The following is a 21,597-nucleotide window of genomic DNA, read 5'->3' on the forward strand; positions in this document are numbered from 1 at the left end:
TACGCTTCGCAAGAAAACGAGCCGCGTGCAATCGGGCAGTCCGGATTTTCCGACTGTCGGGCAACGAGCAGGGGAGAATGCCATGAGCATGGCAGCACATACATCGGGGGCCGCGACGCCGCGCCCGATGACCAAGGAAGAACGCAAGGTCATCATCGCCTCGTCGGCCGGTACGGTCTTCGAATGGTATGATTTCTATCTGGCCGGCTCGCTCGCCGCCAACATCGCGCAGACTTTCGTTCCGGGCACTAACGACACGGCGAAGTTCATCTTCGTCCTCTTCGGTTTTGCCGCCGGCTTCGCCGTGCGTCCCTTCGGCGCGCTGTTCTTCGGCCGTCTCGGCGATCTGATCGGCCGCAAATACACCTTCCTCGTCACCATGACCGTCATGGGTCTGGCGACCTTCGTCGTCGGCCTTTTGCCCAGCTTCGAATCGATCGGCTATCTCGCGCCAGCTGCCTTCATCGTCTGTCGCCTGCTCCAGGGTCTGGCGCTCGGCGGTGAATATGGCGGCGCCGCGACCTATGTCGCCGAGCATGCCCCGCAAGGCCGGCGCGGCTTCTACACCTCCTGGATCCAGACAACGGCGACCGTCGGCCTGATGCTGTCGCTGATCGTCATCCTGGTCCTGCGGCTCAGCATGTCGCCTGAGGCCTTCGCGGCCTGGGGCTGGCGCATTCCGTTCCTGGTTTCGATCCTGCTGCTGGGTGTCTCGATCTGGATTCGCCTGCAGCTCGCCGAATCGCCGGCCTTCGTGAAGATGAAGGAAGAGGGCACCGGCTCGAAGGCTCCGCTCGGCGAGGCTTTCGGCACCTGGTCCAACGCCAAGATCGGCCTGATCGCGCTCTTTGGCGGCACCGCCGGCCAAGCCGTCGTCTGGTATACCGGGCAGTTCTACGCCCTGTTCTTCATGACCCAAACGCTGAAGATCGACGGCACCACGGCCAACCTCCTGATCGCACTCTCGCTGCTGCTGGGCACGCCGTTCTTCATCTTCTTCGGCTGGCTCTCGGACAAGATCGGCCGCAAGCCGATCCTGCTGGCGGGCTGCCTGATCGCCGCGATCAGCTATTTCCCGCTGTTCACGATGCTGGCGAAGACGGCCAATCCGAAGCTGATCAGCGCAACCGAGACGGTGAAGCTCGTGCTCACCGCCGATCCCGCCAAGTGCGGCTCGCTGTTCGACCCGGTCGGCGTGCGTACCTTCACCGAGCCCTGCGACACCGTGCGCCGGACGCTCGCGACCAACTCGATCCACTACGACCTCGTCAACGGTCCCGCCGGCTCGGCTTTGGCGGCGACGATCAACGGTACGGCGGCGCCGGCGGCAGCCGCTGATCTGGTCACGGCAGCGCAGGCGGCGGGTTATCCCAAGCCCGGCGATCCGACCATCCTGAAGACGCCGTCGATCGGCGAGATGTTCAGCAGCGCCCGCGCCATGCAGGCCGCCGGCATCCTGTTCATCCTCGTCATCTTCGTGACGATGGTCTACGGGCCGATCGCTGCCCTGCTGGTCGAGCTCTTTCCGACCCGCATTCGCTACACCGGCATGTCGCTGCCCTACCATATCGGCAATGGCTGGTTCGGCGGCTTCCTGCCTCCGACGGCCTTCGCCATCGTGGCGGCCAGCGGCAACATCTTCTCGGGCCTGTGGTATCCGATCATCGTCGCGATGATGACCTTCGTCATTGGCCTCCTGCTGCTGCCGGAGACCAAGGATCGCGACATCTACAAGTCGTAAAGCCGCCGGCAACGCCCCTAAATCACGTCGCATTCGGACGGAAACGTCCGAATGCGAAAAACAGGTACCCACTTTTTCGCGCAATGCTCTGACGCGAAGCCCCGCCCATGTGGCGGGGCTTTTCTTTTGGCGCGGACCGCCCGATCTTGCTCTCGTCGCGATCGACTGGTAACCGCATGCCCTGTGATCGGATGCCGGTTTAGCTCAGCGGTAGAGCAGCGGTTTTGTAAACCGAAGGTCGGGGGTTCAATCCCCTCAACCGGCACCAGTCACGATCGGGCCTCGATGCGGGCGGCCTGCATTTTGCTGTCGACGATACAGGAAGACGACGCAGGAAGCCGATACCGGGAGCGCAAGCAAGGCTGCTGCCGGCGGCACGCATCGTAAGGAACCGCCTGGACGAGGATGATGGACACTCGACCGGAACATCTGCTGGCACTGGCCGAACGCTGCGAGGAGGCGAGCAAGCCCGACCGCATGCTCGATGCCGAAATCTACGAGGCGCTGGGCTACACCGTCCGGCGCAAGCCGACCAACCTGGTCAGCCGGCGCGCGCCTGCGGGCGGCATCTACCAACAGGGCTCACTGTGGAAAACGCTGGGCACCGTCTCCGGTGACATCGAGGTCGCCGTGGGGTTGTTGCGCCAGAAGGCCCCGGAATGGGGCTGGAGCCTGCAATGCATGACCGGCGAGAACACCGCAGCCTTCCAGGCGCTGGTCGCCGAATGCACCGGCAACGGCGTGATGGGGTCGCTGGCGCTGTGCGCAGCGATGCTGCGCGCCTTCGCGCGGCAGGACGACCCCGTACCCCGGCAGCGCCCCGCCTCGAAGCCCTGAACGCGAGAGCCGGATCAATGCGAAAAACCGGTTCCCACTTTCTCGCATCCTGCTCTCGCTGCGCGCTCGGGCAAAGCGATGACGCTCACGGAAACTTGACCCCGCGTAACCACGACACTGTTGAACCTGCCACGCCGGCCTTTAGGGTCCAGCGAGGCTGAACCAAGCCAAGGGCATTGCGCGAAAAAGTGGGTACCGGTTTTTCGCATGAGCAATGCTCTCAACTTTTAGCATAGATCACGTCGCATTCGGACGATGCCGTCCGAATGCGACGTGATCTAGGGGGAAGAACATCCATGATCAAATTCGAACCATCGCGCCGCGCCGTTCTCGCCAGCGCAGGCGCTCTCGCCGCCGCCACGACTTTCGACCTGCCCGCCGGCCCCAGCCCGGCCCAAGCGCAAGGAGCCCCCGTGAACCAGGCCCCCGGATTCTACCGTTACAAGATCGGCGACGTCACGTTGACCGCCATCAATGACGGCTTCGGCAAGCGCCCGCTCGAAGGCTTCGTCAAGAACGCCGAACTCGCCGACGTCAAGAAGGCGATGGAGCAGGCCTTCCTGCCCGCCGACGCACTGAACATCACCTTCACCACGCTCGCCATCGAGAGCGCCGGCAAGCTGACCTTGATCGATACCGGCAACGGCGATTCCGGCGCACCGACATCGGGCACGTGGATGGCCAATTTCAAGGCCGCCGGCTTCGATCCCAAGAATGTCTCGACCGTGGTCTTCAGCCATTTCCATGGCGACCACATCAACGGCTTCCGCCTGAAGGACGGCAGCACCGTCTTCCCGAATGCCGAGGTGATGGTGCCGGCCGCCGAATGGGCCTTCTGGATGGACGACGCCAAGATGAGCGCCGCGCCGGACGCCATGAAGGGCGCCTTCGCCGGCGTCCGCCGCGTCTTTGCGCCCATCGCCAAGGATGTGAAGCAGTTCGAGGGCGGCAAGGAGATCCTGCCGGGCCTGACCACGGTCGCCGCGCCTGGCCATACACCGGGGCATACGGTGTTCGCGCTCAGCTCAGGTGCGGGCAAGCTGATGATCATGTCCGACACCACCAACCATCCGGCGCTGTTCGTGCGCAATCCGGACTGGTCGGCCGTGTTCGATATGGACGGGCCCCAGGCCGCGGCGACGCGCCGCAAACTGCTCGACATGGTCTCGGCCGACAAGATGCAGGTCGCGTTCTACCATGCCCCCTTCCCCGCCACGGGTTACATCGCCAAGGCCGGCAACGGCTTCGAGATGGTGCCGGTGCAGTGGAGCGCTGCGATCTGACGGACGCCTGCCGCGTCGATCATCGCAAGGGCCGGGGCCAAGAGCGTTTTCGAGCGAAGTGGGCACCGGTTCGCGTGAAGAAAACGCGTCAAAACAGAAAGCTAGAGCTGTTGAACGATCCAACCGGATTGGAAACTGCTCTAGCCCCGGCCTTTTTTATTGGTGCGGTCTCGCGGGCCTCGCTCCGGCCATGCTAAGCACGGCACGGCTCCCATGCGGAGTGCCGTCAGGACATGCGATGACCGCGCGTTTCACCGCCATCTCCTTCATCGCCAGCGAGACGCCGGAGGCTCAGGCTGCGCTCGCCAAGCTGACCGATCGCTATGGCAATGCCGATCCGGCGACGGCCGATGTCGTCGTCGCGCTCGGCGGCGACGGGCTCATGCTGCAGGTGCTGCACCGCTTCCTCGGCACCGGCAAGCCGATCTACGGCATGAATCGCGGCTCGGTCGGCTTCCTGATGAACGAGTTCCGCGAGCGCGGCCTGACGAAGAAGCTCGAAGCAGCGCGCCGCAGCGTGGTGCATCCGCTTGCCATGCATGCGCTCGACCAGGACGGCACAGAAGTCGAGGCCAAGGCGATCAACGAGGTCTCGCTGCTGCGCCGCTCCTACCAGGCCGCCAAGCTGCGCATCTCGGTCGACGGGCAGGTCCGCCTCGACGAGCTCGTCGCCGACGGCGTGCTGCTGGCGACGCCGGCAGGCTCGACCGCCTACAACCTCTCGGCCAATGGCCCGATCCTGCCGCTCGACGCGCCGCTGCTGGCGCTGACGCCGATCTCGGCCTTCCGCCCGCGCCGCTGGCGCGGCGCGCTCCTGCCCGAGCACGCCAAGGTCATGATCGAGGTGCTGGAGGCCGAGAAGCGCCCGGTCAGCGCCGTCGCCGACCATACCCAGATCGAGAACGTCGTCTCGGTCTCGATCGCGATCGACCGCAGCATCGACCTCGTCATGCTGCACGACCCCGGCCACAGTCTGGACGAGCGGATCCTGCGCGAGCAGTTCGGGTATTGAGGAGCGAGCTCAGGCTTGCGAGGTGCAGAGGCGCTCTTCGGTCTTTTCCTCCAGCTCGGAAACCTGCTCCGTCCCACGTCCGAGAAAGACGAAGACGACGATAGCGGTGACGACGGTGATGGCGCAGAGCATCAGGAGAAGCGTGGCGAAGGCGGCGCCGTAGCCCTGAAGCAATATCGCATGACGGATCTGCGGCAAGGCGACCGTTGCGCCCGCCAGATCGCCGGTGACGAGGCGTTGCGCGGCCAGGCCAGCATTCGCAGCCGCACCGCCCGCCGCCAAATGCCCCGCTGTCAGCGCCGAGAGCACGGCGCTGACCACAGCGAGCGCCACGCCCTCGCCAGCGACGCGGGTGGTGCTGAAGATGCCGGTCGCCATGCCCGCGCGCTCCTTGGGCACGACGCTGACGGCAAGCCCGTCCATCAGCCCCCAGGGCAGGCTGATACCGATGCCGATCAGTGCCATCGGCAGGACGACGTCGATGATCTCGCCACCGACCGACATCCGGCTCAGCCAGAACAGGCCGAGAGCCGCGATCAGAAGCCCGACGCCGCAGATCGTCGCCGGTGAGAACCAGCGCGTCAGCAGGCCAGCGGCGATCGGAAGCACGAGCAACGGCGCCGACAAGGCGATCATCAGGCGGCCGGCGGCGACCTCGCTCAGGCCCTCGATGCCGATGAAGCGCACCGGCAGCAGGATCAACAACACCACGAAGGCATAGGCAGGCGCTGCCGCCAGCAACTGCACGCCGACGAAGCGCGGATAGCGGAACAGGGTCAGGTCCAGCATCGGTCGGGCGACGCGCCGCTCGATCACGCCGAAGGCGATGAACAGCGCAACCGCCCCGGCCAGCAGGCTCATCACGGTCGGCTCGGTCCAGCCGCGCTCGGGCGCCAGCAGCACACCATAAGTAAAGAGCGCGAGCGCCAGGGTGAAGCTGATTGCGCCCGGCCAATCGAGTCCGCCCGCCTCCGGATCGCGCGTTTCCCTTAGAGCGCGCATGCCGAATGCGAAGGCCAGCACCGCCAGCGCGACCACGAGCCCAAAGATGCTGCGCCAGCCGAAGGCATCGATCAGCAGGCCCGACGCGATCGGCCCGAAGGCGAGGCCGACGCCGAAACTGGTGCCGACGATGCTGAAGGCGCGGAGGCGGGCCGGTCCGTCGAACTCCTGGGCAAGCGCGGCCATGCCGCTCGAAAACGCGGCTGCCGCCGCCACGCCCTGAGCTGCGCGCCCCAGATCGAACCAGAGGATATCGGGCGCGACGGCGAGCGCCATCGAGAGCACGGCGAAGGCGCCCACGCCGAGGAGGAAGAGGCGCTTGCGGCCATAGGCATCGGCGAGCGCGCCTGCCGCCATCAGGCTCGATCCAAAGGTCAGCATGAAGGCATTGGTGACCCAGTTGAGCGCGATCGGACTGCCGCCGAGCGCCCGACCGATGGCGGGGAGTGCCACAGCCGGCCCGGTGAAGGTTAGCGGCATCGCCGCGGCGGCAAGGCAGACGGAGAAAAGCACGAGTGCTTGCTGGGCCTTGTTCGGCCGCATGGTGGTTTGCGTCATGGCTATGATTGTCCTGTTCGGCATCCGGCGGGATGGCCGGCTTGAAGCAGCCGAGGCTCGCTTTCCGGTCGAGACAGGATAATCTCGGGGTAATGACTGCCAATGGGCCTCTTGATCCGATATCAGCGGAACAAAACGCTCGAATGATCGCACAATCCGAGAGAGCCAGGCATGGATTCACTGACGGGTCTGTTGGCCTTCGTGCGCACCGCCGATCTCGGCAGCTTCGTCGCGGCCGGCCGCGTGCTCGGGTTGTCGGCTTCGGCTGTCGGCAAGGCCGTGACCAAGCTCGAGCAGCAGCTCGCAATCCGGCTGTTCCAGCGCTCGACGCGCAGCCTGCGGCTGACCGAGGAGGGACGCGCCTTCCACGAGCGCTGCCGGCGCATTCTCGACGATCTCGACGACGCCCGCGCCATGCTCGCCCGCACGATCGAGGTGCCGCGCGGTCGGCTGCGCATCAGCACGCCGATCGTCAGCTATCATCTGCTGCTGCCGGTGCTGCCCGAATTCATGACGCGCTATCCCGAGATCGAGGTCGATCTCGATTTCAATGACCGCATCGTCGACCTGATCGATGAGGGCGTCGACGTCGCGATCCGCAGCGGCGTCCTGCCGGATTCGCGCCTGATGGCGCGCAGCTTGCGCCCCTTCCAGATGCTGCTCTGCGCCGCACCGGCCTATCTGGAACGCCATGGCACGCCGGAATGCCCGCGCGATCTCGACCGGCATCTTGGTGTCCGCTTCCGCTATCCCAACAGCGGCAAAGTCCAGCCCTGGCCGCTGACCCTGCCTGCCGGAGAGCCGGAACTGCGCACGCGCACGGTCATGACCTGCAACAATATGGAGGCGCTGCGCGGCGCCACCATCGCCGGCCTCGGCATCGGCTGCATGCCGGATTTTCTGGCACGCGAGCCGCTGGCGAACGGCAGTTTGCGGACCCTGCTCGACGACCGGATCGACGGTCCCGGCCAGTTCAGCCTGATCTGGCCCTCGAACCGCAACCTTTCGCCAAAGGTCAGGGTCTTCGTCGATTTCGTCGGCGACAGGCTTTTCGCGACGCGCTGCGAGACCCCGGCAGATGCCTATCGCGCTGTCTAAAATTTAGCGGGAGCAATCCCTCACGCCGCGTGGCGCAGATCGCCGATTTCGAGTTCGACCAGCAGCGCTGGATCGGCCTCGACGAACAGCGCCAGCGCTGCATCGTCGGCAAGCGAGTCGGCCATGGCGCGGGCTTCCTCGCGCGCCGCTTCGGAATCCATCCGTCGCAACAGCCCCATCAGCGCGTCGTTGTCAGCGCCGTCCAGCGTCTCGCAGGCAATCAGCACCTCGCGCAGGATCGCCCGATCTATGCCGCGCCCATTGCCGCCCGCATCGAAGCCGCGCAGGTTCAGCGCAGCGATCGCAGCGGTGAAGGCGGGTTGCAGCGCGCAAGGCAGGCCAGCCTTGCGATAGAGCGCCTTGAGGCCGCTGCCGCGCCGGTCGCGCAGCAGCGCGGCCACACGCTGCTGCGGCAAATCGGAGAGCATGACGAAAGCGGCCTCGGCCAGCGCCGGCTCGCCGCTCAGGAGCGAGCGCAGCATCAGGCCTGGCGTCAACCTGCCGTCAGTGCGCAGCACCTCGACGATCGCCGGCGCATCGCTGGCTTGCCCGCCCGCCGCGAGCGCAACCGCAACGCGCTCTGTCGCCTCGCGGGTCAACCGCGCGCTGCGCTCAGGCGTGAGCCAACCGCAATCGGTCACGAAGCTCATCAAGGTGTCCGACACCATCGTCGCGATCATCTGCCTGAGGCCCCCCGGCAGGTCGCCGCGGGCGAGCAGCGCCTCACGCAACGGCCCGCAGGCGCCAGCGCGCTCGACCATGCGTTCCAGCGAAAAATCGGGAATATCGGCCGTCGGATTTCCGGCAAGCGTCACCAGCGCCTCGTCTCCGCCGATCTCGGCGAGAGCCGCAGCGACGGAGGCTGCGAGATTGGGCCTGAGCGCGATGGCGCGCTGGGCCAGGTCGTCCCCGACCGCTGCGGCGTCGACCAGATCGGCCTCCGTCAGCACCGGCGAATGGGCGAGCACCAGGGCTGCGACATCGCTCTGGTCGGCGATCAGGCTCAGCACCAGCATACGCGGCGCCTGCGGGGAAGCAGCCATCTCCTCGGCGATGGCGCGGCGCACCAGCGGCGAAGGATCGTCGACCAGCGAAATCAGCGCCGTCTCCGCCTCGCGCCGGTCCTGATCGGCCATGCCCGAGCGCAGATAGGCGCCAGCCAGTGCCGCTGCGCCGCAAGCCCGCGCCTCGGCATTGGCCGTGCGGGCCCAGAGCAGGAAGCGGCGGACGATCACGAGCGTGCTCGCGGAAGCATGAAGGAGGACAGGTCGAGCGGCGCGCGCCTTTGCCTGGAGACGGGCTTGGCCTGGGCGGCCACCGGCTGCGTCAGCTCGACAGGGCGCGACGGTGGCAAGGGCGCATTGACCGCTCGCACCGGCGCGGACGGCGCATTGGTCGTTGCCTGTGCCGCGGCTGCCGGAGCAGACGAAGTATCGCTCTGCGTCTGGGTCTGGCGCGGGAAATAACGATCGGCCGGATCGAGCGAAGCCAGGCGTGTCGTGGCGTCCATCCTGGGCGTGGTCCAGAGATTGGCGACGGCTTTCGAGACCGGCTCGCGCGAGCCCTCCGTGGAGAACAGCCCGATCAGCCCCTTGGCGCGTCCGGGCGCGAGCGCAGCCGCGATCGGCGCGGGCTGGTCGACGCCCTGCCCCGCAGCCCCGGCTGCAGTGCCGGAGGCAGCAGCGGCAGCGGCCGTAGAGGCGGCAAGCTGCGTGCTGGCATGGCTCGCCGAGAGCACGCCATAAACCTCCTGCACCGAGCGTGCCCGCCCGGTCTTGTCATAGAACAGGCCGCGATTGGCCGCGGCGGCATCGGGAAAATCCTTGGCGGCAGCGCGTGTCGGGTCGCTGGCGGCGGCCTTGATCAGGTCAGAGGCACCGCGCGCGCCCAGTACGTGGGCGATGTAGAGCTCCCCGGCCTGGGGCTGCCGGCCGAGCACCGAAGCGAGCTGGTCCCTGTTCTTCTGCGTCAACGCGCCGGCCATCACGGCGGCGACCTGCGGGTCGTTGCGGAGCTGCAGGATCTTTTCGCGGGCAGCGGGGTCCGCCACCGTCAGGCGGCCGTCGCTGCCTTCGCTGATCGCGCTGGCATAGCCGGAAAGCCCCTGTTTTGGCCCTTCCTGCTTGACCATGGACAACCAGGTCTGCTCGATGAACTGGAACAGCCCGGTCGCGCTCGAGGTCTTGGCCTTGGCGTCGGGCTCGAGCGACGATTCGCGCTGGGCCGTTTTGAGGAGGTAGTCGAAGCCTGCACCCGTCTTCTGCGCGCCCTCGCGAATGGCGTTGACGACCGGGTTGGCGGCTGGAGCTTCGCTGGTCTGCGGCGTGCTGAACAGGAACATTGGGTATCTCGGGCGCGAGCCTGCCGCCAAGGTGCTCTCGCGATATCGCCGAGCGCCTGTGGAGACTGGACCGATTATGGTAAGCGAACCGTTAAAGTGAGGAATCGTGGAGCCGGCTCACCGGCGCGATTCGAGCTCGTGGGGAAGCGTCGATGACCGAGGTCAAACGTCACAAGCGCGGCGGAATCTATTTCGAGGATTTCCACGTCGGCTCGGTCATCGAGCACGGCCTGACCCGGACCGTGACGCAGATGGACAACATGCTGTTCTCCAACATGACGTTGAATCCGCAACCGCTTCATATCGATGCGCATTTCTGCGCGACCGAGACCGAATGGGGCAAACCGCTGATGAACTCGCTCTTCACGCTCGGGCTGATGATCGGCATCTCGGTCAACGACACCACGGTCGGCACCACGATCGGCAATCTCGGCATGACCGACGTGACCTTCCCCGCCCCGCTTTTCGAGGGCGACACCATCAACTGCACCACCGAGATCGTGGCCAAGCGCGAGTCGCGCTCGCGGCCCGATGCCGGCATCGTCGAGTTCCAGCACAAGGCCTACAAGCAGGACGGCACGCTGGTGGCGCAATGCCGCCGCCAGGCCTTCATGCGCCGGCGGCCTGCGCCCGCCACGATCGCGGTCTGAGCCGATGCGCTCGCTCCTGTTCGTGCCGGGCGACAGCCCGAAGAAGCAGCAGAAGGGCCTGGAAAGCGGCGCCGACGCGCTGATCCTCGACCTTGAGGATTCCGTCGCGCTCGATGCCAAGCCGCAGGCCCGCGAGATCACGCTGGCCTTCCTGAAAGCCGCCCACGCTTTGCCCAGGCGCCCGCGCCTGATCGTGCGGGTCAACGCGCTGTCGACCGGGCTGACCCAGGCCGATCTCGACGCCGTGATGCAAGGCGCGCCCGACGCGATCATGCTGCCCAAATCCGAGGGCGGCATCGATGTCGGCCATCTCGCCGCCCGCATCGCGGTGCGCGAGGCAGAGAACGACCTGCCCGACGGCGCGACCAAGATCATCCCGATCGCCACCGAGACAGGCAAGGGCATCTTCGGCCTGGGCAGCTATGCCGGCGCGAGCCACCGCCTCGACGGCCTGACCTGGGGGGCGGAGGATCTCTCGGCCGATCTCGGCGCCGAAGCCAATCGCCTGAGCGACGGCACCTATACCGATCCCTATCGCCTCGCCCGGTCGCTCACCTTGTTCGCAGCCGCCGCCGCGCAGGTCGACGCGATCGACACCGTCTTCACCAATTTCCGCGACGATGCCGGCTTCCGCGCCGAGTGCATCGCGGCGCGGCGCGACGGTTTCACCGGCAAGATGGCGATCCACCCGGCGCAGGTCGCCGCCGCCAACGAGGTCTTCTCGCCCGCCCCCGCCGAACTCGCCAAGGCGGAGGCGATCATCGCGCTGTTCGCCGCCAATCCCGGCCTCGGCGTGATCGGGCTCGACGGCGAAATGCTCGACCGCCCCCATCTCGTCAGGGCCCAGCGATTGAAGGCGCGCGCTGACAAACTGATCGAATAAATCGCCGCAGGCGATTCCAATGACTCAGCTTATTCCGGGATCGCTTCTGCTCACTGTGTCTCGATGCGCCGGCAGGCGCGCATCGTCGAGGACAGGCAATCCTGCGCCTTGCGCGCCCGGTCGAGCTCGAAGATCAGCCAGACCCCGGCACCGAGCACGAGCAGGATGACGATGATCCCGAGCAGGTTCACCGTGGTTTTCCAGTCGTCATCCGGTTCGCTCGGCTGCGGCAAGGCCCCTCCTTGGATCACGTCGCAGCCGGACGGAATCGTCCGGCTGCGACGTGATCGATTCTAGAAGCTTAGAGCATTGCTCACGCAAAAAAACCGGCACCCAGTCTTTCGCACAATGCTCTTTCGCATCCTGCTCTAACCGCCAGACGGGCGGATGATCGAGAACAGGTGGTCGACCTCAGCATAATCGGCATAGCCGCAACGCGCGATCGGGTTGGCGGCGGCAGTGTCGAAGCGGCCGCCGCGAACATAGGCGTCGTCCATGAAGATGCCGACGACCTGCCCCAGCACCATCCAGCGCGGGACCAGCTTGCCATCGAGGTCGACGAGCTGCTGCACCGAAAGCAGCTTGCATTCCAGCGCCGCCGGGCTGCCCGCCACGCGCGGCGGTTTGACGAATTTGGACGCGGCCATCTCCAGCCCGGCATGGGCGTATTCGCTCTGGCCCGCCGGCAGCGGCGCCGAGGTCAGGTTCATCTGCTGTGCCAAAGCCTTGGTGACGAGCGAACAGGTGAATTCGCCGGTCTCCTCGACGAAGGAGACGGCGTCCTTCTTGTCTTCGGAGCCGAACATCACGATGTGCGGCCGCGACGAGACCGCGTTGAAGAAGCTGTAGGGCGAGAGATTGACCTCGCCCTTGGCGTTCAGCGTCGTGATCCAGCCGATCGGGCGCGGCGTGACGATCGCCTTGAACGGATCATGCGGCAGCCCGTGATCCTGCAACGCGGTCGAATAGATCATGACGCGTCATGCTCCAAAATGGCTGACGATGTCGGCGAGTACCGGCCGCTCGCGATCGGCGGGCGCTGCGGTCGGCGTGCCGATATGGATGAAGCCGGCGATGCGCTCGTCAGTGTCGAGGCCGAGCGCAGTCAGCACAGCGCGATCGAACGAGAACCAGTTGGTCAGCCAGGATGCACCGAACCCCATCGCATGGGCGGCAACCAGCATGTTCATGCAGACAGCGCCGGCCGAGAGTTCCTGCTCCCATTCCGGGATCTTCACATGCGGCTTGGCGGTGGAGACGACGGCGACGATCACCGGCGCCTGCAGCAGGCGGTTGCGCTCGAAGGCGACCTTCTCGGCATCGGCCTCCGGATACTTCGCCTTGAAGGCCTGCGCCACGATCCCGGCCGCCTTGTCGCGCCCGGCGCCGGAAAAGACGATGAAGCGCCACGGAGCGAGTTTGCCATGGTCGGGCACGCGCGCGCCGATGGTCAGGATATCGCCAAGCTGGCTCTCGTCGGGCCCGGGCGCAGTCAGGAATTGTGGCGGCACCGAGCGGCGCAGCTTGAGCAGGGCGAGCGTATCGGTCATGAAGCATCCGGGCGCGAGTTGAGGCTGCCGGAACGGAGAGCCGGCAGCGCGAGGTCTCCTGAACTAGTGGTTCGCCATGATGAGGACAAGCAAACCTGCTCAGACGCGCATGCAGGGGTGCCGAGGGCCATGAGCATGTTTCAATTCGAGGGGTTCCAGACAGGGGCTCTGCTAGCCGGGCGCATGCTCGCTCTGACGCTGGCCTTGTCCGCGAATCCCGTATTTGCGCAAGCGCCGCAGATCACTCCGTTCGCGCCAGGCGACACTGGTGTCGGCGTCGCCACGGCCCCTGCTTCGCTGACGCTCGGCGCGCAATTCTCCGGCGACCGCAAGCCGATCCGCTCCGGCCTGGTCTGGCGTGTCCTGAGCGAGACTGCGGACGGTTCCCCACCGCGCATCGTCGCGCGCTCGAACGATGCCCAGCCCGTTTTCATGCTCGAACCCGGCACCTATCTGCTGCACGCCGCCTATGGCTTCGCCAGCGGCACCAAGCGCATCACCCTCGGCCCCCAAGGCCTGCGCGACCAGATCTCGATCAGTGCCGGCGGCTTGTCGCTGGCGGGCTCGATCGGCGATAATCCGATTGCCGCGAACCAGCTCAACTTCTCGGTTTTCGTCCCGCTCCAGGGCAATTCGGAAGGGCGTCTCGTCGTCTCCAACGCCAAGGCCGGCGAGCTCATCCGCTTGCCGGAGGGCACCTATCACGTCGTTTCGACCTATGGCGATTCGAACGCGATCCAGCGCGCCGACGTGAAGGTCGAGTCGGGCAAGGTCACGGATGCCACCTTGCACCACCGCGCCGCGCGGGTAACGCTGAAGCTGGTCGCATCACCCGGCGGCGAGGCTTTCGCCGGTACCGCCTTCAGCGTGCTGACGCCCGGCGGCGACGTCATCCGCGAAGCCATCGGCGCCTTTCCGCAAGTCGTCCTGGCGGAAGGCGACTATGTGCTGATCGCTAGGCAGGAAGGCCAGGTCCATTCGCGCGACTTCAAGGTGGAAACGGGCCTCGACCGCGATATCGAAGTGCTGTCGCGCTAAGATCAATTGGTCGAGCGGGACTTGTCCGGGAAGTCCGACTTCTCCCCGGTCAAACCGCTGACGAGGCCGTCGGCCATGCGGATCGCCAGGCAGCGATAGCTGGAATCGACCATATGCAGGCCGTCCATGCCGACCAGTTCCTCCGAGGAGAACTGTTTCGACCTCGCCCAGTTGCGCATCATTGCATAGCGCGGAAAGATCGAGACCGCGTGTTCCTGCGCGGTCTTGGCCAGGACGGCACGGTAGCCCTCATATTTCGGATAGCGATCCTCGCGCGGCAGCCATTGCAGGTCCATCACGACCATGTCGATGCCGGCCTCGTGGACCTTCCTGATGCCTTTACGCAGGATCTTGGCGAGCTTCTCCTCACCGACATCGCGAACCACGTCGTTGACCACCGTCTGCCAGATGACGATCGAGGGCTTCTCCTCGATCACGTCGGCATCCATGCGCAACAGCATGTCGTAGGCCGACTGGCCGCCGACGCCCTTGTTGATGACCTTGACCTCGGCATTGGGAAGGCGCCGCTTCAGCTCCGCCTCCAGCACGGCGGGATAGCTCTTGTCGGTGGCGCTGGCGCCGGACCCCGCCGTCGCCGACGAGCCGAGCGCGACGATCGTGACCGAGCCGGTCTCCTGCAGCACCTTCCTGGCCGCCGGCAGCACCGGCACGAACGGTTGCTGCGCCGCGCCGTTGCGGCAGCGCAGATCGGTGATCACGCCTGCCGGCATCGGCCCGGCGAGGACTGGACCGGCAAACAGCAACGCTATCAGCGTTGCGGCCCCGACGCGCCGAGCGTGAGGGACGGTTTGGCGGGCGCATTGCGAGACGACGTCGAATGATGCCAAGAGAGGAAAACCCCTAACCCGATCAATATCGTAACGCCGATGGCGCAAACGAGCAACTGAACGCCCAAAGCGAAGGCGGTTTCCGTCAGGATGACCTGGCCGACGATCGCGAGCACGATGCCGGTGCAGAAGATTTCGAGCGAGTGCCGGCCGAGCCCGGCAAGAAGGCGGGCAGCGGACGAGCTCAGCATTGCGGAGCCGACCGGCACGAAGCGGATCACCAGCCAGGCCAGCGCCGCGACATGGAGCACGCGCTCCCAGCCGAGATTGGTCTTGTCCATTCCGAGCTGCACGGTATCGATCCAGTCGTTCATCGCGGCGATGCCGAAGGGGTTGCCCGAAGCGGTTTTGACGATCACGGCGAAGACGAGATAGCCGGCCGCCGCGATATCGAGTGGCCTCAGATGCGGGGCCGCCACGCCGAGCTGCCGGCTCCGGCCGATCACCACGCCCATGGTGAAGAGGAACTGCCAGGCGAAGGGGTTGAAGAACCAGCCGGCGGAGCCCGTATTGGGCAGGTTCAGCTCGAGGAAGACCGCGCCCTGCCAAAGCCCGGCAGAGAGAATGAGCGTCAAGGCCGGGCTCAGGCGGACGCCGAGATGGATCAGCGGGAACAGCGCCAGGAGTGCGATGTAGAGCGGCAGGATATCGAGATAGTTCGGCTGGTATTGCAGCGTCAGCGCATGGAGCAAGGCTGTCGGCGTGTCGCTGAAGAAGGGCTGGATGTTGATCGCCTCGATATAGAGCGGGTTTTGCGTGCGCGTGACCGCCGCCGCAACGACGCCGCAGACGATCAGGAAAACCGCGATATGGGCGATGTAGAGCGTCCGCAACCGCCGCGCGATCCTGCGGATGCCGAATGCCAGTCCATGCCGGTCGATCAATGAGCCGTAGGCCAAGGCCGCGGAGACGCCCGCCAGCAGCACGAAGGCGTCGGCCGCATCCGAGAAGCCGAAATTATGCGGCGTGTAGCCCGCGAGAACATTGCCGGGCATGTGGTTGATGAAGATGACCAGCAGCGCCAGGCCGCGGATGATATCGATGCGCGCATCGCGACCGGGCTGCGGACCCGCCGTCGCCGCACGCCGCCCAAAGGCCAGAAAGCGCCCGAACATCAACGCTTGCGACACCTGGCGTTCCTCCAAGGAATCCACCGCGGAAGTTGGCTCTCCCGCTGCAACATGAACGCTACCTGCTCATGTTGTTCATCTCGTGTTCATATAAAGGCAAAGCGACCACGGGTCATCAGACACGAGATCACATCCGCGTGTCAGCGGTGTGGCCGGAAGTGGGGATTGCGAACGCTGGCGGCAGGCCGGGCGCGGCGGCGGGCCATGCGCGACAGCGGCAGGCTCAGTAAGGCGGCTCGGCGTGAACGAGCTTGCCGTCGATCAGCAGGCGCTTGATCGCGGCTTCGCCGGAGGCCGATATCGCTGCCACGACCTCGATCCGCCGACGCTCCGTGAGCTCGATCGCACGGCCGGAGCCTTGCGGCACGAAATAGCTTTCGAGCCCATAGGCGACGCGCAAACCGCGCCGCTCCTGCGAGCAGTCCATGGCACCGCTCTCATTGGTGCCGCAGGCATTGGTGCCGATGACGCGCCCTGCGATCACGGGCTCCGCCGCCGTGCTCGCCGGCCGGCTCCTGGAGAGGGCCACGGCGCGCGCAAAACCGTCCGGCCCCGGCGCGAGCCGGACATAAACGGTCTCGCCGCGCCGGAAATCACTCTCGCCACCAAGCTTTGCCGGGTCGAGCGTGCTGATCTCGTAGCCGAGCACGACATAGTCGCCCCGGAACAGGTCACGCGGATCGACCGGCACCGTCCGCAGCCGAACCTCGGTTCCCGAGCGCAGGATGCCGGCGCGGCTCTCGACCAGCGCGAGCAGGACGCCGCACAAGGCAAGAATGGCCAGAAGCGCGCGCCAGAGCAGCGGCACGCGGGCGATGAGGCGGTCGGCGCTTGCGATACGCATCAGCGTGCCTCCGCCGGGGGGCTCAGCCGCGCGAACAGCTTGCGCGCACCGCCCGCCAGGGCGAGCAGCAAGCCGCCCGCCACCAGGAAGAACACGGACTGGTCGAGCAGCGTGCCGATGGTCTGGCCAAGCAGGATCAGGATGGCGAGGCCGAACAGAGCCGAGCCCGCCAGCATGATCCTCCGGACCCCGCCAGAGACGCCGGCGACCACGAAGCCGATCGCGGCGACGAGGATCAGGCCTGCGACAACGGCCTTGCCCGGCAGCCCGACGACGCGGCCGCTCCAGAACACCAGCGGCACGATCAGCGCGGTCAGCAGCGCGGTTGCCAGCGGCAGGGCGAAGCGCCTTTCGCGCGCCAGCGCCAGAAGCGCCGCAATCGCCGGAACGGCAAGGCCATAGGCGAGATAGTTCAACCAGACCGCGCTGCCGGCACGCGACTCCGAAGCGTCGAGGATGCGGATCAGCTCGACGCTGAGCACGGCCATCAAGGCGAGCAGCCCCCAGGGCAGGCAGCTGGTCAGCAGCGCCGGCCCGCCGCGATCGAGCGCGAGCGCGCCGAGCACGACATAAACGGCCGCGAGCCCGAGCGCATAGGCGAGCAGGCCATAGTCGAAGCGGCCATAGAGCCAGTCACCCGGCAGCAGCGCGAACCACAGCGCCAGCGCCAGCACGGCGACATGGTGGACGAGGCGATTTGTACGGCCAAGCGCAAGCCAGAGCGCCGGCAGGTAAAGTAGGAAGAAAGGCAGGTGCAGCGCGCCGCGGCTCTCCTCCCAGCGTCCGCTGCTCCAGGCCGCCATCGCGACGAAGGCGATAATGAGAGCACCGTTGGAGCGCAGCAGCAGCGCCACAAGCAGCGCTCCGACTGCGACCAGGGACGCACCCGCGGGCCAATCGGCCGGGAGATGGTACATCTGGCCGATGAGCGCGATGCCGGCGCCGAAGATCAGCGTGCCGCAGGTCGAGGCCGCATCGGCGCCCAGCGTTGAGCCGCGCGCCTGCAGCCTTGCCCCGATGCCAAGCGCAGCTGCAAGGCCGACCAGGATCATGCCCAGCTTCACCAGCCGCGGCATCTCCTCCCAGTTTGCTGCCACAAAAGCGGCGATGCTGGCGGCGATCAGAAGCCCGCCGAACATACCGAGCAGCCCCGGCAGCTTGAAACCGCCCTCGCGAGCGAGCGATTGGCGGATGGACGCCGCGCTCTCGGCCGGGAGAAGTCCCTCTCCGACCCAACGGATCAGATCGGCATCGAGTCGTTTGCGATAGGAGCCAGTCAACATGACAGCCAATCTGGCATGTGGGGGAGGCTTTTGGCGAGAGGGGCTGTCGTTTCATCCCGTCATTGCGAGCACCCGGGTCTTGCCTTCGGCAAGCCCGAGTACAGGCTCCGCGAAGCAATCCAGGAGCGGCGGAACTCTACGTCCCCCTGGATTGCTTTATCGCCACGCTCCTCGCAATGACGGAGGAGCCCACTCAGGCCATAGCAGCGCGCTCGGCCTTGAGCCGCTTCAGATCCGGCGGCATCGCCTCGTCGCTCAGCGCCTCCAGCATCGCGTCGAGCGTCATCACGTTTTGCGCCTGGCTGCCGAGTCGCCGGATCGTCACGGTCTTCTCCTCCGCCTCGCGCTTGCCGACGGCCAGGATCACCGGGACCTTGGCCAGCGAATGCTCGCGCACCTTGTAGCTGATCTTCTCGTTGCGAAGATCGGCGCGCGCCCTGAGGCCGGCATTCATGCAGGCGATCGTGACCTGCTCGGCATAGGCGTCGGCCTCGGAGGTGATCGGGCAGACCAGGATCTGCTCGGGCGCCAGCCAGAGCGGGAAATGCCCGGCATGATGCTCGATCAGGATACCGGCGAAGCGCTCCAGCGAGCCGCAAATGGCCCGGTGGACCATGCTCGGCGTCTTCTTCTCGCCATCCGAGCCGATATAAAAGGCCCCGAAGCGCTCCGGCAGGTTGAAGTCGACCTGCGTGGTGCCGCACTGCCAGTCGCGGCCGATGGCGTCGCGCAGGACGTATTCGAATTTCGGCCCGTAGAAGGCGCCCTCGCCCGGATTGATCTCCGTCTTGATCCGGTTGCCGGACTGCGCCGCGATCTCCACCAATACGCGGTTCATCACGTCCTCGGCATGGTCCCACATCGCATCCGTCCCGACGCGCTTGTCCGGCCGCGTCGAGAGCTTGATCACGAGATCGTCGGTGAAGCCGAAATCGGCATAGACCGAGAGGATCAGCTCGTTGATCTTCAGGCACTCCGCCGCGAGATGATCTTCCGAGCAGAAGATATGCGCGTCGTCCTGGGTGAAGCCACGCACGCGCATCAGCCCGTGCAAGGCGCCCGACGGCTCATAGCGATGCACCGCCCCGAATTCGGCAAGCCGGATCGGCAGATCGCGATAGCTCTTCAACCCATGCTTGAAAATCTGGACATGGCCCGGGCAGTTCATCGGCTTGAGCGCGAAGACCTTCTGGTCGCGCGTCGGGTCGTTGGGGTTCTCGAAGGCGCTCGCCGATTTCACTGCGAACATGTTGTCCTGGTACCAGCCCCAGTGGCCCGAGGTCTCCCAGAGCGACTTGTCGAGGATCTGCGGCGCGTTGACCTCCTCGTAATCGGCGGCGAGCCGCCGGCGCATATAGGTCAGGATTTCCTGGAACAGCCGCCAGCCCTTGGAGTGCCAGAATACGACGCCCGGTCCCTCCTCCTGGAAGTGGAACAGGTTCATCTCGCGGCCGAGCTTGCGATGGTCGCGCTTCTCCGCCTCCTCGATCTGCCTGAGATGAGCGTCGAGCTCCTCCTGCTTGGCGAAGGCGGTGCCGTAGATGCGCGTCAGCATGGCGTTGTTGCTGTCGCCGCGCCAATAGGCGCCAGCGACCTTCATCAGCTTGAAGGCATTGCCGACTTTGCCGACAGAGGTCATGTGCGGGCCGCGGCAGAGGTCGATCCAGTCGCCCTGCGCGTACATCTTCAGCGTCTGGTCAGCCGGAATCGCGTCGACGAGCTCGACCTTGTAGGCCTCGCCCTTCTCCTTGAAGAAGGCCTTGGCCTTGTCGCGGCTCCACTCTTCCTTGGTGAAGGCCGCGTCACGCGCGATGATCTCGCGCATCTTCTTCTCGATCGGCTCGAAATCCTCCGGCGTGAAGGGTTCGTTGCGGGCGAAATCGTAGAAGAAGCCGCCCTCGATCACCGGGCCGATCGTGACCTGCGTGCCGGGATAGAGCGCCTGCACGGCCTCCGCCAGAACGTGGGCGCAGTCATGACGGATGAGCTCGAGCGCGCGCGGATCCTCGCGGGTCAGGAACTCGATCTTCGAGTCCTTCTCGATCGGGTCGCCGAGGTCGACGACCACGCCATCGAGCGCCATCGCGACGGTGCGCTTCAGCAGGGAGGGGGAAATGCCACCGGCGATCGCCTTTCCGGTGATGCCGGAAGGGAATTCGCGCTTGGCGCCATCGGGAAATGTCAGGGAGATCGTCATCGATCGCTTTCCTGCTCACTCGGGGATACGAGCCCCGTAAGTCAAGGCCGGCTACGGATGCGGGGTGCCGCTTCCGTCGCCCGCAGCCGGTTGCGCGTCGGAATCGAAGGCCGCTGTCACACCTTCGGAAGGGGGCGCGTTCACGCCGCGCCAGCGGCCATAGGACCACGGCCTATACCACGTCGCGTCCGGCGGCAATTCCTCGCAGACGAGATCGATGCCGCTGGTGCCGTAAGGATTGCAGCGGCAGATCCGGGCAAAGCCGATCCAGCCGCCGCGCCACAGCCCGTGGCGCTGGATCGCCTCGTCGGTATAGGCCGAGCAGCTCGGCCAGTGCCGGCAATGCCGCCCGACCAGCATCGACAGGCTGAGCTGGTAACCCCGGATCAATCCATGCGCGGCGTGGCGCGGCAGGCGCGCCACTGTCGCGGTGAGCGAAGAGTGGCCTGCTGAAAGTCTTTGTTCAGGAGGCTCGTGCGAATTTGGCTCCGTCGGCTGTTTCCGGTAGTCCGTCACTTGGTCCGCTTTTCTCAAAACGACGACACATGAATCACGCTCAGCGCTTTCGTTACGCCATCGCCGGCCTCGGCCTGTCCCTGGGGCTTGGCTTCGCCATGCCCGCCGCCGCCCAGCAGCGTTCCTATCTGATCTGGCTCGATCCGGGAAAGATCGACGTCGCCAAGATCATCGGCCTGCCGCCAGCCCAGAATTCGCCCGAGAACAAGGCCGAGTTCGACCACGTGTTGCAGATCTCCTCGACCCGGACGCCCGAGCGCGAGAAGGCCGCCATCGCCGATCAGTACCAGACCCTCAACCGCTTCCTCGACGGCATCGGCCAGAGCTATGTCGACGCCACGCATCGTGAGATGCGGCTCCTGTTCAAGGAGGCGCAGGTCGAGGCCAGCATCGTGCTGCTCAGCGTCCGCCGCCTGACCAGCCGGCAAAGACCCTTCACCGTCTGGAACAAGGTCAGGATCAAGCCCTGCCCCGGTGGCCGTCCCGAAGGCACCTCCTTCCCTTCCGGCCATGCCGCCACCGCCGCGCTCTATGCCGAATTGCTATCCGAGGCCGTGCCCGAGCTCGCTGCGAAATTCGAGGAGCGGGTCAAGAGCTATGATGAGAGCCGCCTCGTCTGCGGCTTCCATTATCCCTCCGATCTCACCGCCGGCGACAAGGCCGGGCGCGCCATCGCCAAGGCGCTCCTGGCCGAGCGCGCCTTCCGCACGCGCTTCGATGAGACGCGCCCCGAGATCCGGAAGGCGTTCGGCCTGACCTGAAGCGCTTTCAAGCGAAGCCGGCACC

21 protein-coding genes and 1 tRNA gene are annotated in these 21,597 nt (G+C 66.0%); 10 read left to right on the top strand and 12 right to left on the bottom strand.

The genetic code is table 11. The features are described 5' to 3' along the window. The first annotated feature begins 82 nt into the window (after positions 1-82). From J2Y55_RS18090 to J2Y55_RS18110, 5 genes are all read left to right on the top strand, one after another. Positions 83-1,741, top strand: a complete 1,659-nt coding sequence (locus J2Y55_RS18090; RefSeq protein WP_310156378.1) for an MFS transporter — start codon at positions 83-85, stop codon at positions 1,739-1,741. 193 nt (positions 1,742-1,934) lie between these two features. Continuing rightward, positions 1,935-2,009: transfer RNA gene (locus J2Y55_RS18095), tRNA-Thr, on the top strand. Positions 2,010-2,149: 140 nt separating this feature from the next. Next, positions 2,150-2,578 carry a hypothetical protein gene (locus J2Y55_RS18100; protein WP_310156381.1) on the top strand — a complete coding sequence of 143 codons (429 nt, stop codon included), beginning with the start codon at positions 2,150-2,152 and terminating at the stop codon, positions 2,576-2,578. A 296-nt stretch (positions 2,579-2,874) separates the two neighbouring features. Next, complete coding sequence (locus J2Y55_RS18105) at positions 2,875-3,861, top strand: MBL fold metallo-hydrolase (RefSeq protein ID WP_310156384.1); 987 nt, start codon at positions 2,875-2,877, stop codon at positions 3,859-3,861. A gap of 238 nt (positions 3,862-4,099) precedes the next feature. Further along, the gene (locus tag J2Y55_RS18110; RefSeq protein WP_310156387.1) at positions 4,100-4,873 is read left to right on the top strand and encodes an NAD kinase; all 774 of its coding nucleotides are present in this window, start codon (positions 4,100-4,102) and stop codon (positions 4,871-4,873) included. 9 nt (positions 4,874-4,882) lie between these two features. Here the strand turns inward: J2Y55_RS18110 and J2Y55_RS18115 are convergent, their stop codons facing one another. After that, on the bottom strand, positions 4,883-6,433 hold the full coding sequence (locus tag J2Y55_RS18115) for an MFS transporter (protein WP_310156389.1): 1,551 nt from the start codon (positions 6,431-6,433) through the stop codon (positions 4,883-4,885). Positions 6,434-6,604: 171 nt separating this feature from the next. On the opposite strand from J2Y55_RS18115, the gene J2Y55_RS18120 reads away from it, so the two are divergent. Continuing rightward, complete coding sequence (locus tag J2Y55_RS18120; RefSeq protein WP_310156392.1) at positions 6,605-7,531, top strand: LysR family transcriptional regulator; 927 nt, start codon at positions 6,605-6,607, stop codon at positions 7,529-7,531. A 20-nt stretch (positions 7,532-7,551) separates the two neighbouring features. On the opposite strand, the gene J2Y55_RS18125 is transcribed toward J2Y55_RS18120, so the two are convergent. Together J2Y55_RS18125 and J2Y55_RS18130 are read right to left on the bottom strand one after the other, a co-directional pair. After that, entirely contained in the window at positions 7,552-8,766 is a 1,215-nt protein-coding gene (locus J2Y55_RS18125) for a DUF2336 domain-containing protein (protein WP_310156395.1), read from the bottom strand. Next, positions 8,763-9,872, bottom strand: a complete 1,110-nt coding sequence (locus J2Y55_RS18130) for a transglycosylase SLT domain-containing protein (protein ID WP_310156398.1) — start codon at positions 9,870-9,872, stop codon at positions 8,763-8,765. Before J2Y55_RS18130 ends, J2Y55_RS18125 begins: the two co-directional genes overlap by 4 nt. 152 nt (positions 9,873-10,024) lie before the next feature. Between J2Y55_RS18130 and J2Y55_RS18135 the strand changes: the two genes are divergently transcribed. Both J2Y55_RS18135 and J2Y55_RS18140 read left to right on the top strand, forming a co-directional pair. Then, positions 10,025-10,522, top strand: coding sequence for a MaoC family dehydratase (locus tag J2Y55_RS18135; protein WP_310156402.1), 498 nt, complete (start codon positions 10,025-10,027; stop codon positions 10,520-10,522). A 4-nt stretch (positions 10,523-10,526) separates the two neighbouring features. Beyond that, complete coding sequence (locus J2Y55_RS18140) at positions 10,527-11,405, top strand: HpcH/HpaI aldolase/citrate lyase family protein (protein WP_310156405.1); 879 nt, start codon at positions 10,527-10,529, stop codon at positions 11,403-11,405. Between the two features lie 50 nt (positions 11,406-11,455). Here J2Y55_RS18140 and J2Y55_RS18145 read toward each other — a convergent pair whose 3' ends face one another. From J2Y55_RS18145 to J2Y55_RS18155, 3 genes are all read right to left on the bottom strand, one after another. Next, positions 11,456-11,638 (bottom strand): hypothetical protein, encoded by a 183-nt coding sequence (locus tag J2Y55_RS18145; protein ID WP_069692200.1) that lies wholly within the window; start codon positions 11,636-11,638, stop codon positions 11,456-11,458. 135 nt (positions 11,639-11,773) lie between these two features. Beyond that, the gene (locus J2Y55_RS18150) at positions 11,774-12,379 is read right to left on the bottom strand and encodes a flavin reductase family protein (protein ID WP_310156409.1); all 606 of its coding nucleotides are present in this window, start codon (positions 12,377-12,379) and stop codon (positions 11,774-11,776) included. 6 nt (positions 12,380-12,385) lie between these two features. Beyond that, positions 12,386-12,955: a nitroreductase family protein gene (locus tag J2Y55_RS18155; protein WP_310156411.1), complete on the bottom strand. Its 570-nt coding sequence runs from the start codon at positions 12,953-12,955 to the stop codon at positions 12,386-12,388. A gap of 183 nt (positions 12,956-13,138) precedes the next feature. Between J2Y55_RS18155 and J2Y55_RS18160 the strand changes: the two genes are divergently transcribed. Continuing rightward, entirely contained in the window at positions 13,139-13,993 is an 855-nt protein-coding gene (locus tag J2Y55_RS18160; protein WP_310156910.1) for a hypothetical protein, read from the top strand. Between the two features lie 2 nt (positions 13,994-13,995). Here the strand turns inward: J2Y55_RS18160 and J2Y55_RS18165 are convergent, their stop codons facing one another. The 6 genes from J2Y55_RS18165 to yidD form a co-directional block, all read right to left on the bottom strand. Next, entirely contained in the window at positions 13,996-14,757 is a 762-nt protein-coding gene (locus J2Y55_RS18165) for an SGNH/GDSL hydrolase family protein (RefSeq protein ID WP_310156413.1), read from the bottom strand. Between the two features lie 5 nt (positions 14,758-14,762). Beyond that, positions 14,763-15,971 (bottom strand): OpgC family protein, encoded by a 1,209-nt coding sequence (locus tag J2Y55_RS18170; RefSeq protein WP_310156416.1) that lies wholly within the window; start codon positions 15,969-15,971, stop codon positions 14,763-14,765. 223 nt (positions 15,972-16,194) lie between these two features. After that, the gene (locus J2Y55_RS18175) at positions 16,195-16,815 is read right to left on the bottom strand and encodes a GDYXXLXY domain-containing protein (RefSeq protein ID WP_310156418.1); all 621 of its coding nucleotides are present in this window, start codon (positions 16,813-16,815) and stop codon (positions 16,195-16,197) included. Continuing rightward, complete coding sequence (locus J2Y55_RS18180; RefSeq protein ID WP_310156420.1) at positions 16,815-18,098, bottom strand: DUF2157 domain-containing protein; 1,284 nt, start codon at positions 18,096-18,098, stop codon at positions 16,815-16,817. Before J2Y55_RS18180 ends, J2Y55_RS18175 begins: the two co-directional genes overlap by 1 nt. A 193-nt stretch (positions 18,099-18,291) precedes the next feature. Further along, positions 18,292-20,295: a threonine--tRNA ligase gene (thrS, locus tag J2Y55_RS18185; RefSeq protein ID WP_310156422.1), complete on the bottom strand. Its 2,004-nt coding sequence runs from the start codon at positions 20,293-20,295 to the stop codon at positions 18,292-18,294. Positions 20,296-20,346: 51 nt separating this feature from the next. Continuing rightward, positions 20,347-20,709 carry a membrane protein insertion efficiency factor YidD gene (yidD, locus tag J2Y55_RS18190; protein ID WP_310156911.1) on the bottom strand — a complete coding sequence of 121 codons (363 nt, stop codon included), beginning with the start codon at positions 20,707-20,709 and terminating at the stop codon, positions 20,347-20,349. 131 nt (positions 20,710-20,840) lie between these two features. Here yidD and J2Y55_RS18195 point away from each other — a divergent pair, with 131 nt between their 5' ends. After that, positions 20,841-21,572 carry a phosphatase PAP2 family protein gene (locus J2Y55_RS18195; RefSeq protein ID WP_310156424.1) on the top strand — a complete coding sequence of 244 codons (732 nt, stop codon included), beginning with the start codon at positions 20,841-20,843 and terminating at the stop codon, positions 21,570-21,572. The last annotated feature ends 25 nt before the right edge of the window (positions 21,573-21,597 follow it).

The organism is Allobosea sp. BE125 (assembly GCF_031456075.1).
In the GTDB taxonomy this organism is placed as follows: domain Bacteria; phylum Pseudomonadota; class Alphaproteobacteria; order Rhizobiales; family Beijerinckiaceae; genus Allobosea.

What these genes read in the sequence shown, in the direction of transcription:
- J2Y55_RS18090 (WP_310156378.1), top strand. Translation starts at nt 83, where the DNA reads ATGAGCATGGCAGCACATACATCGGGGGCCGCGACGCCGCGCCCGATG.
- J2Y55_RS18100 (WP_310156381.1), top strand. Translation starts at nt 2,150, where the DNA reads ATGGACACTCGACCGGAACATCTGCTGGCACTGGCCGAACGCTGCGAG.
- J2Y55_RS18105 (WP_310156384.1), top strand. Translation starts at nt 2,875, where the DNA reads ATGATCAAATTCGAACCATCGCGCCGCGCCGTTCTCGCCAGCGCAGGC.
- J2Y55_RS18110 (WP_310156387.1), top strand. Translation starts at nt 4,100, where the DNA reads ATGACCGCGCGTTTCACCGCCATCTCCTTCATCGCCAGCGAGACGCCG.
- J2Y55_RS18115 (WP_310156389.1), bottom strand. Translation starts at nt 6,433, where the DNA reads ATGACGCAAACCACCATGCGGCCGAACAAGGCCCAGCAAGCACTCGTG.
- J2Y55_RS18120 (WP_310156392.1), top strand. Translation starts at nt 6,605, where the DNA reads ATGGATTCACTGACGGGTCTGTTGGCCTTCGTGCGCACCGCCGATCTC.
- J2Y55_RS18130 (WP_310156398.1), bottom strand. Translation starts at nt 9,872, where the DNA reads ATGTTCCTGTTCAGCACGCCGCAGACCAGCGAAGCTCCAGCCGCCAAC.
- J2Y55_RS18135 (WP_310156402.1), top strand. Translation starts at nt 10,025, where the DNA reads ATGACCGAGGTCAAACGTCACAAGCGCGGCGGAATCTATTTCGAGGAT.
- J2Y55_RS18140 (WP_310156405.1), top strand. Translation starts at nt 10,527, where the DNA reads ATGCGCTCGCTCCTGTTCGTGCCGGGCGACAGCCCGAAGAAGCAGCAG.
- J2Y55_RS18150 (WP_310156409.1), bottom strand. Translation starts at nt 12,379, where the DNA reads ATGATCTATTCGACCGCGTTGCAGGATCACGGGCTGCCGCATGATCCG.
- J2Y55_RS18155 (WP_310156411.1), bottom strand. Translation starts at nt 12,955, where the DNA reads ATGACCGATACGCTCGCCCTGCTCAAGCTGCGCCGCTCGGTGCCGCCA.
- J2Y55_RS18160 (WP_310156910.1), top strand. Translation starts at nt 13,139, where the DNA reads ATGCTCGCTCTGACGCTGGCCTTGTCCGCGAATCCCGTATTTGCGCAA.
- J2Y55_RS18175 (WP_310156418.1), bottom strand. Translation starts at nt 16,815, where the DNA reads ATGCGTATCGCAAGCGCCGACCGCCTCATCGCCCGCGTGCCGCTGCTC.
- J2Y55_RS18180 (WP_310156420.1), bottom strand. Translation starts at nt 18,098, where the DNA reads ATGTTGACTGGCTCCTATCGCAAACGACTCGATGCCGATCTGATCCGT.
- thrS (WP_310156422.1), bottom strand. Translation starts at nt 20,295, where the DNA reads ATGACGATCTCCCTGACATTTCCCGATGGCGCCAAGCGCGAATTCCCT.
- J2Y55_RS18195 (WP_310156424.1), top strand. Translation starts at nt 20,841, where the DNA reads ATGAATCACGCTCAGCGCTTTCGTTACGCCATCGCCGGCCTCGGCCTG.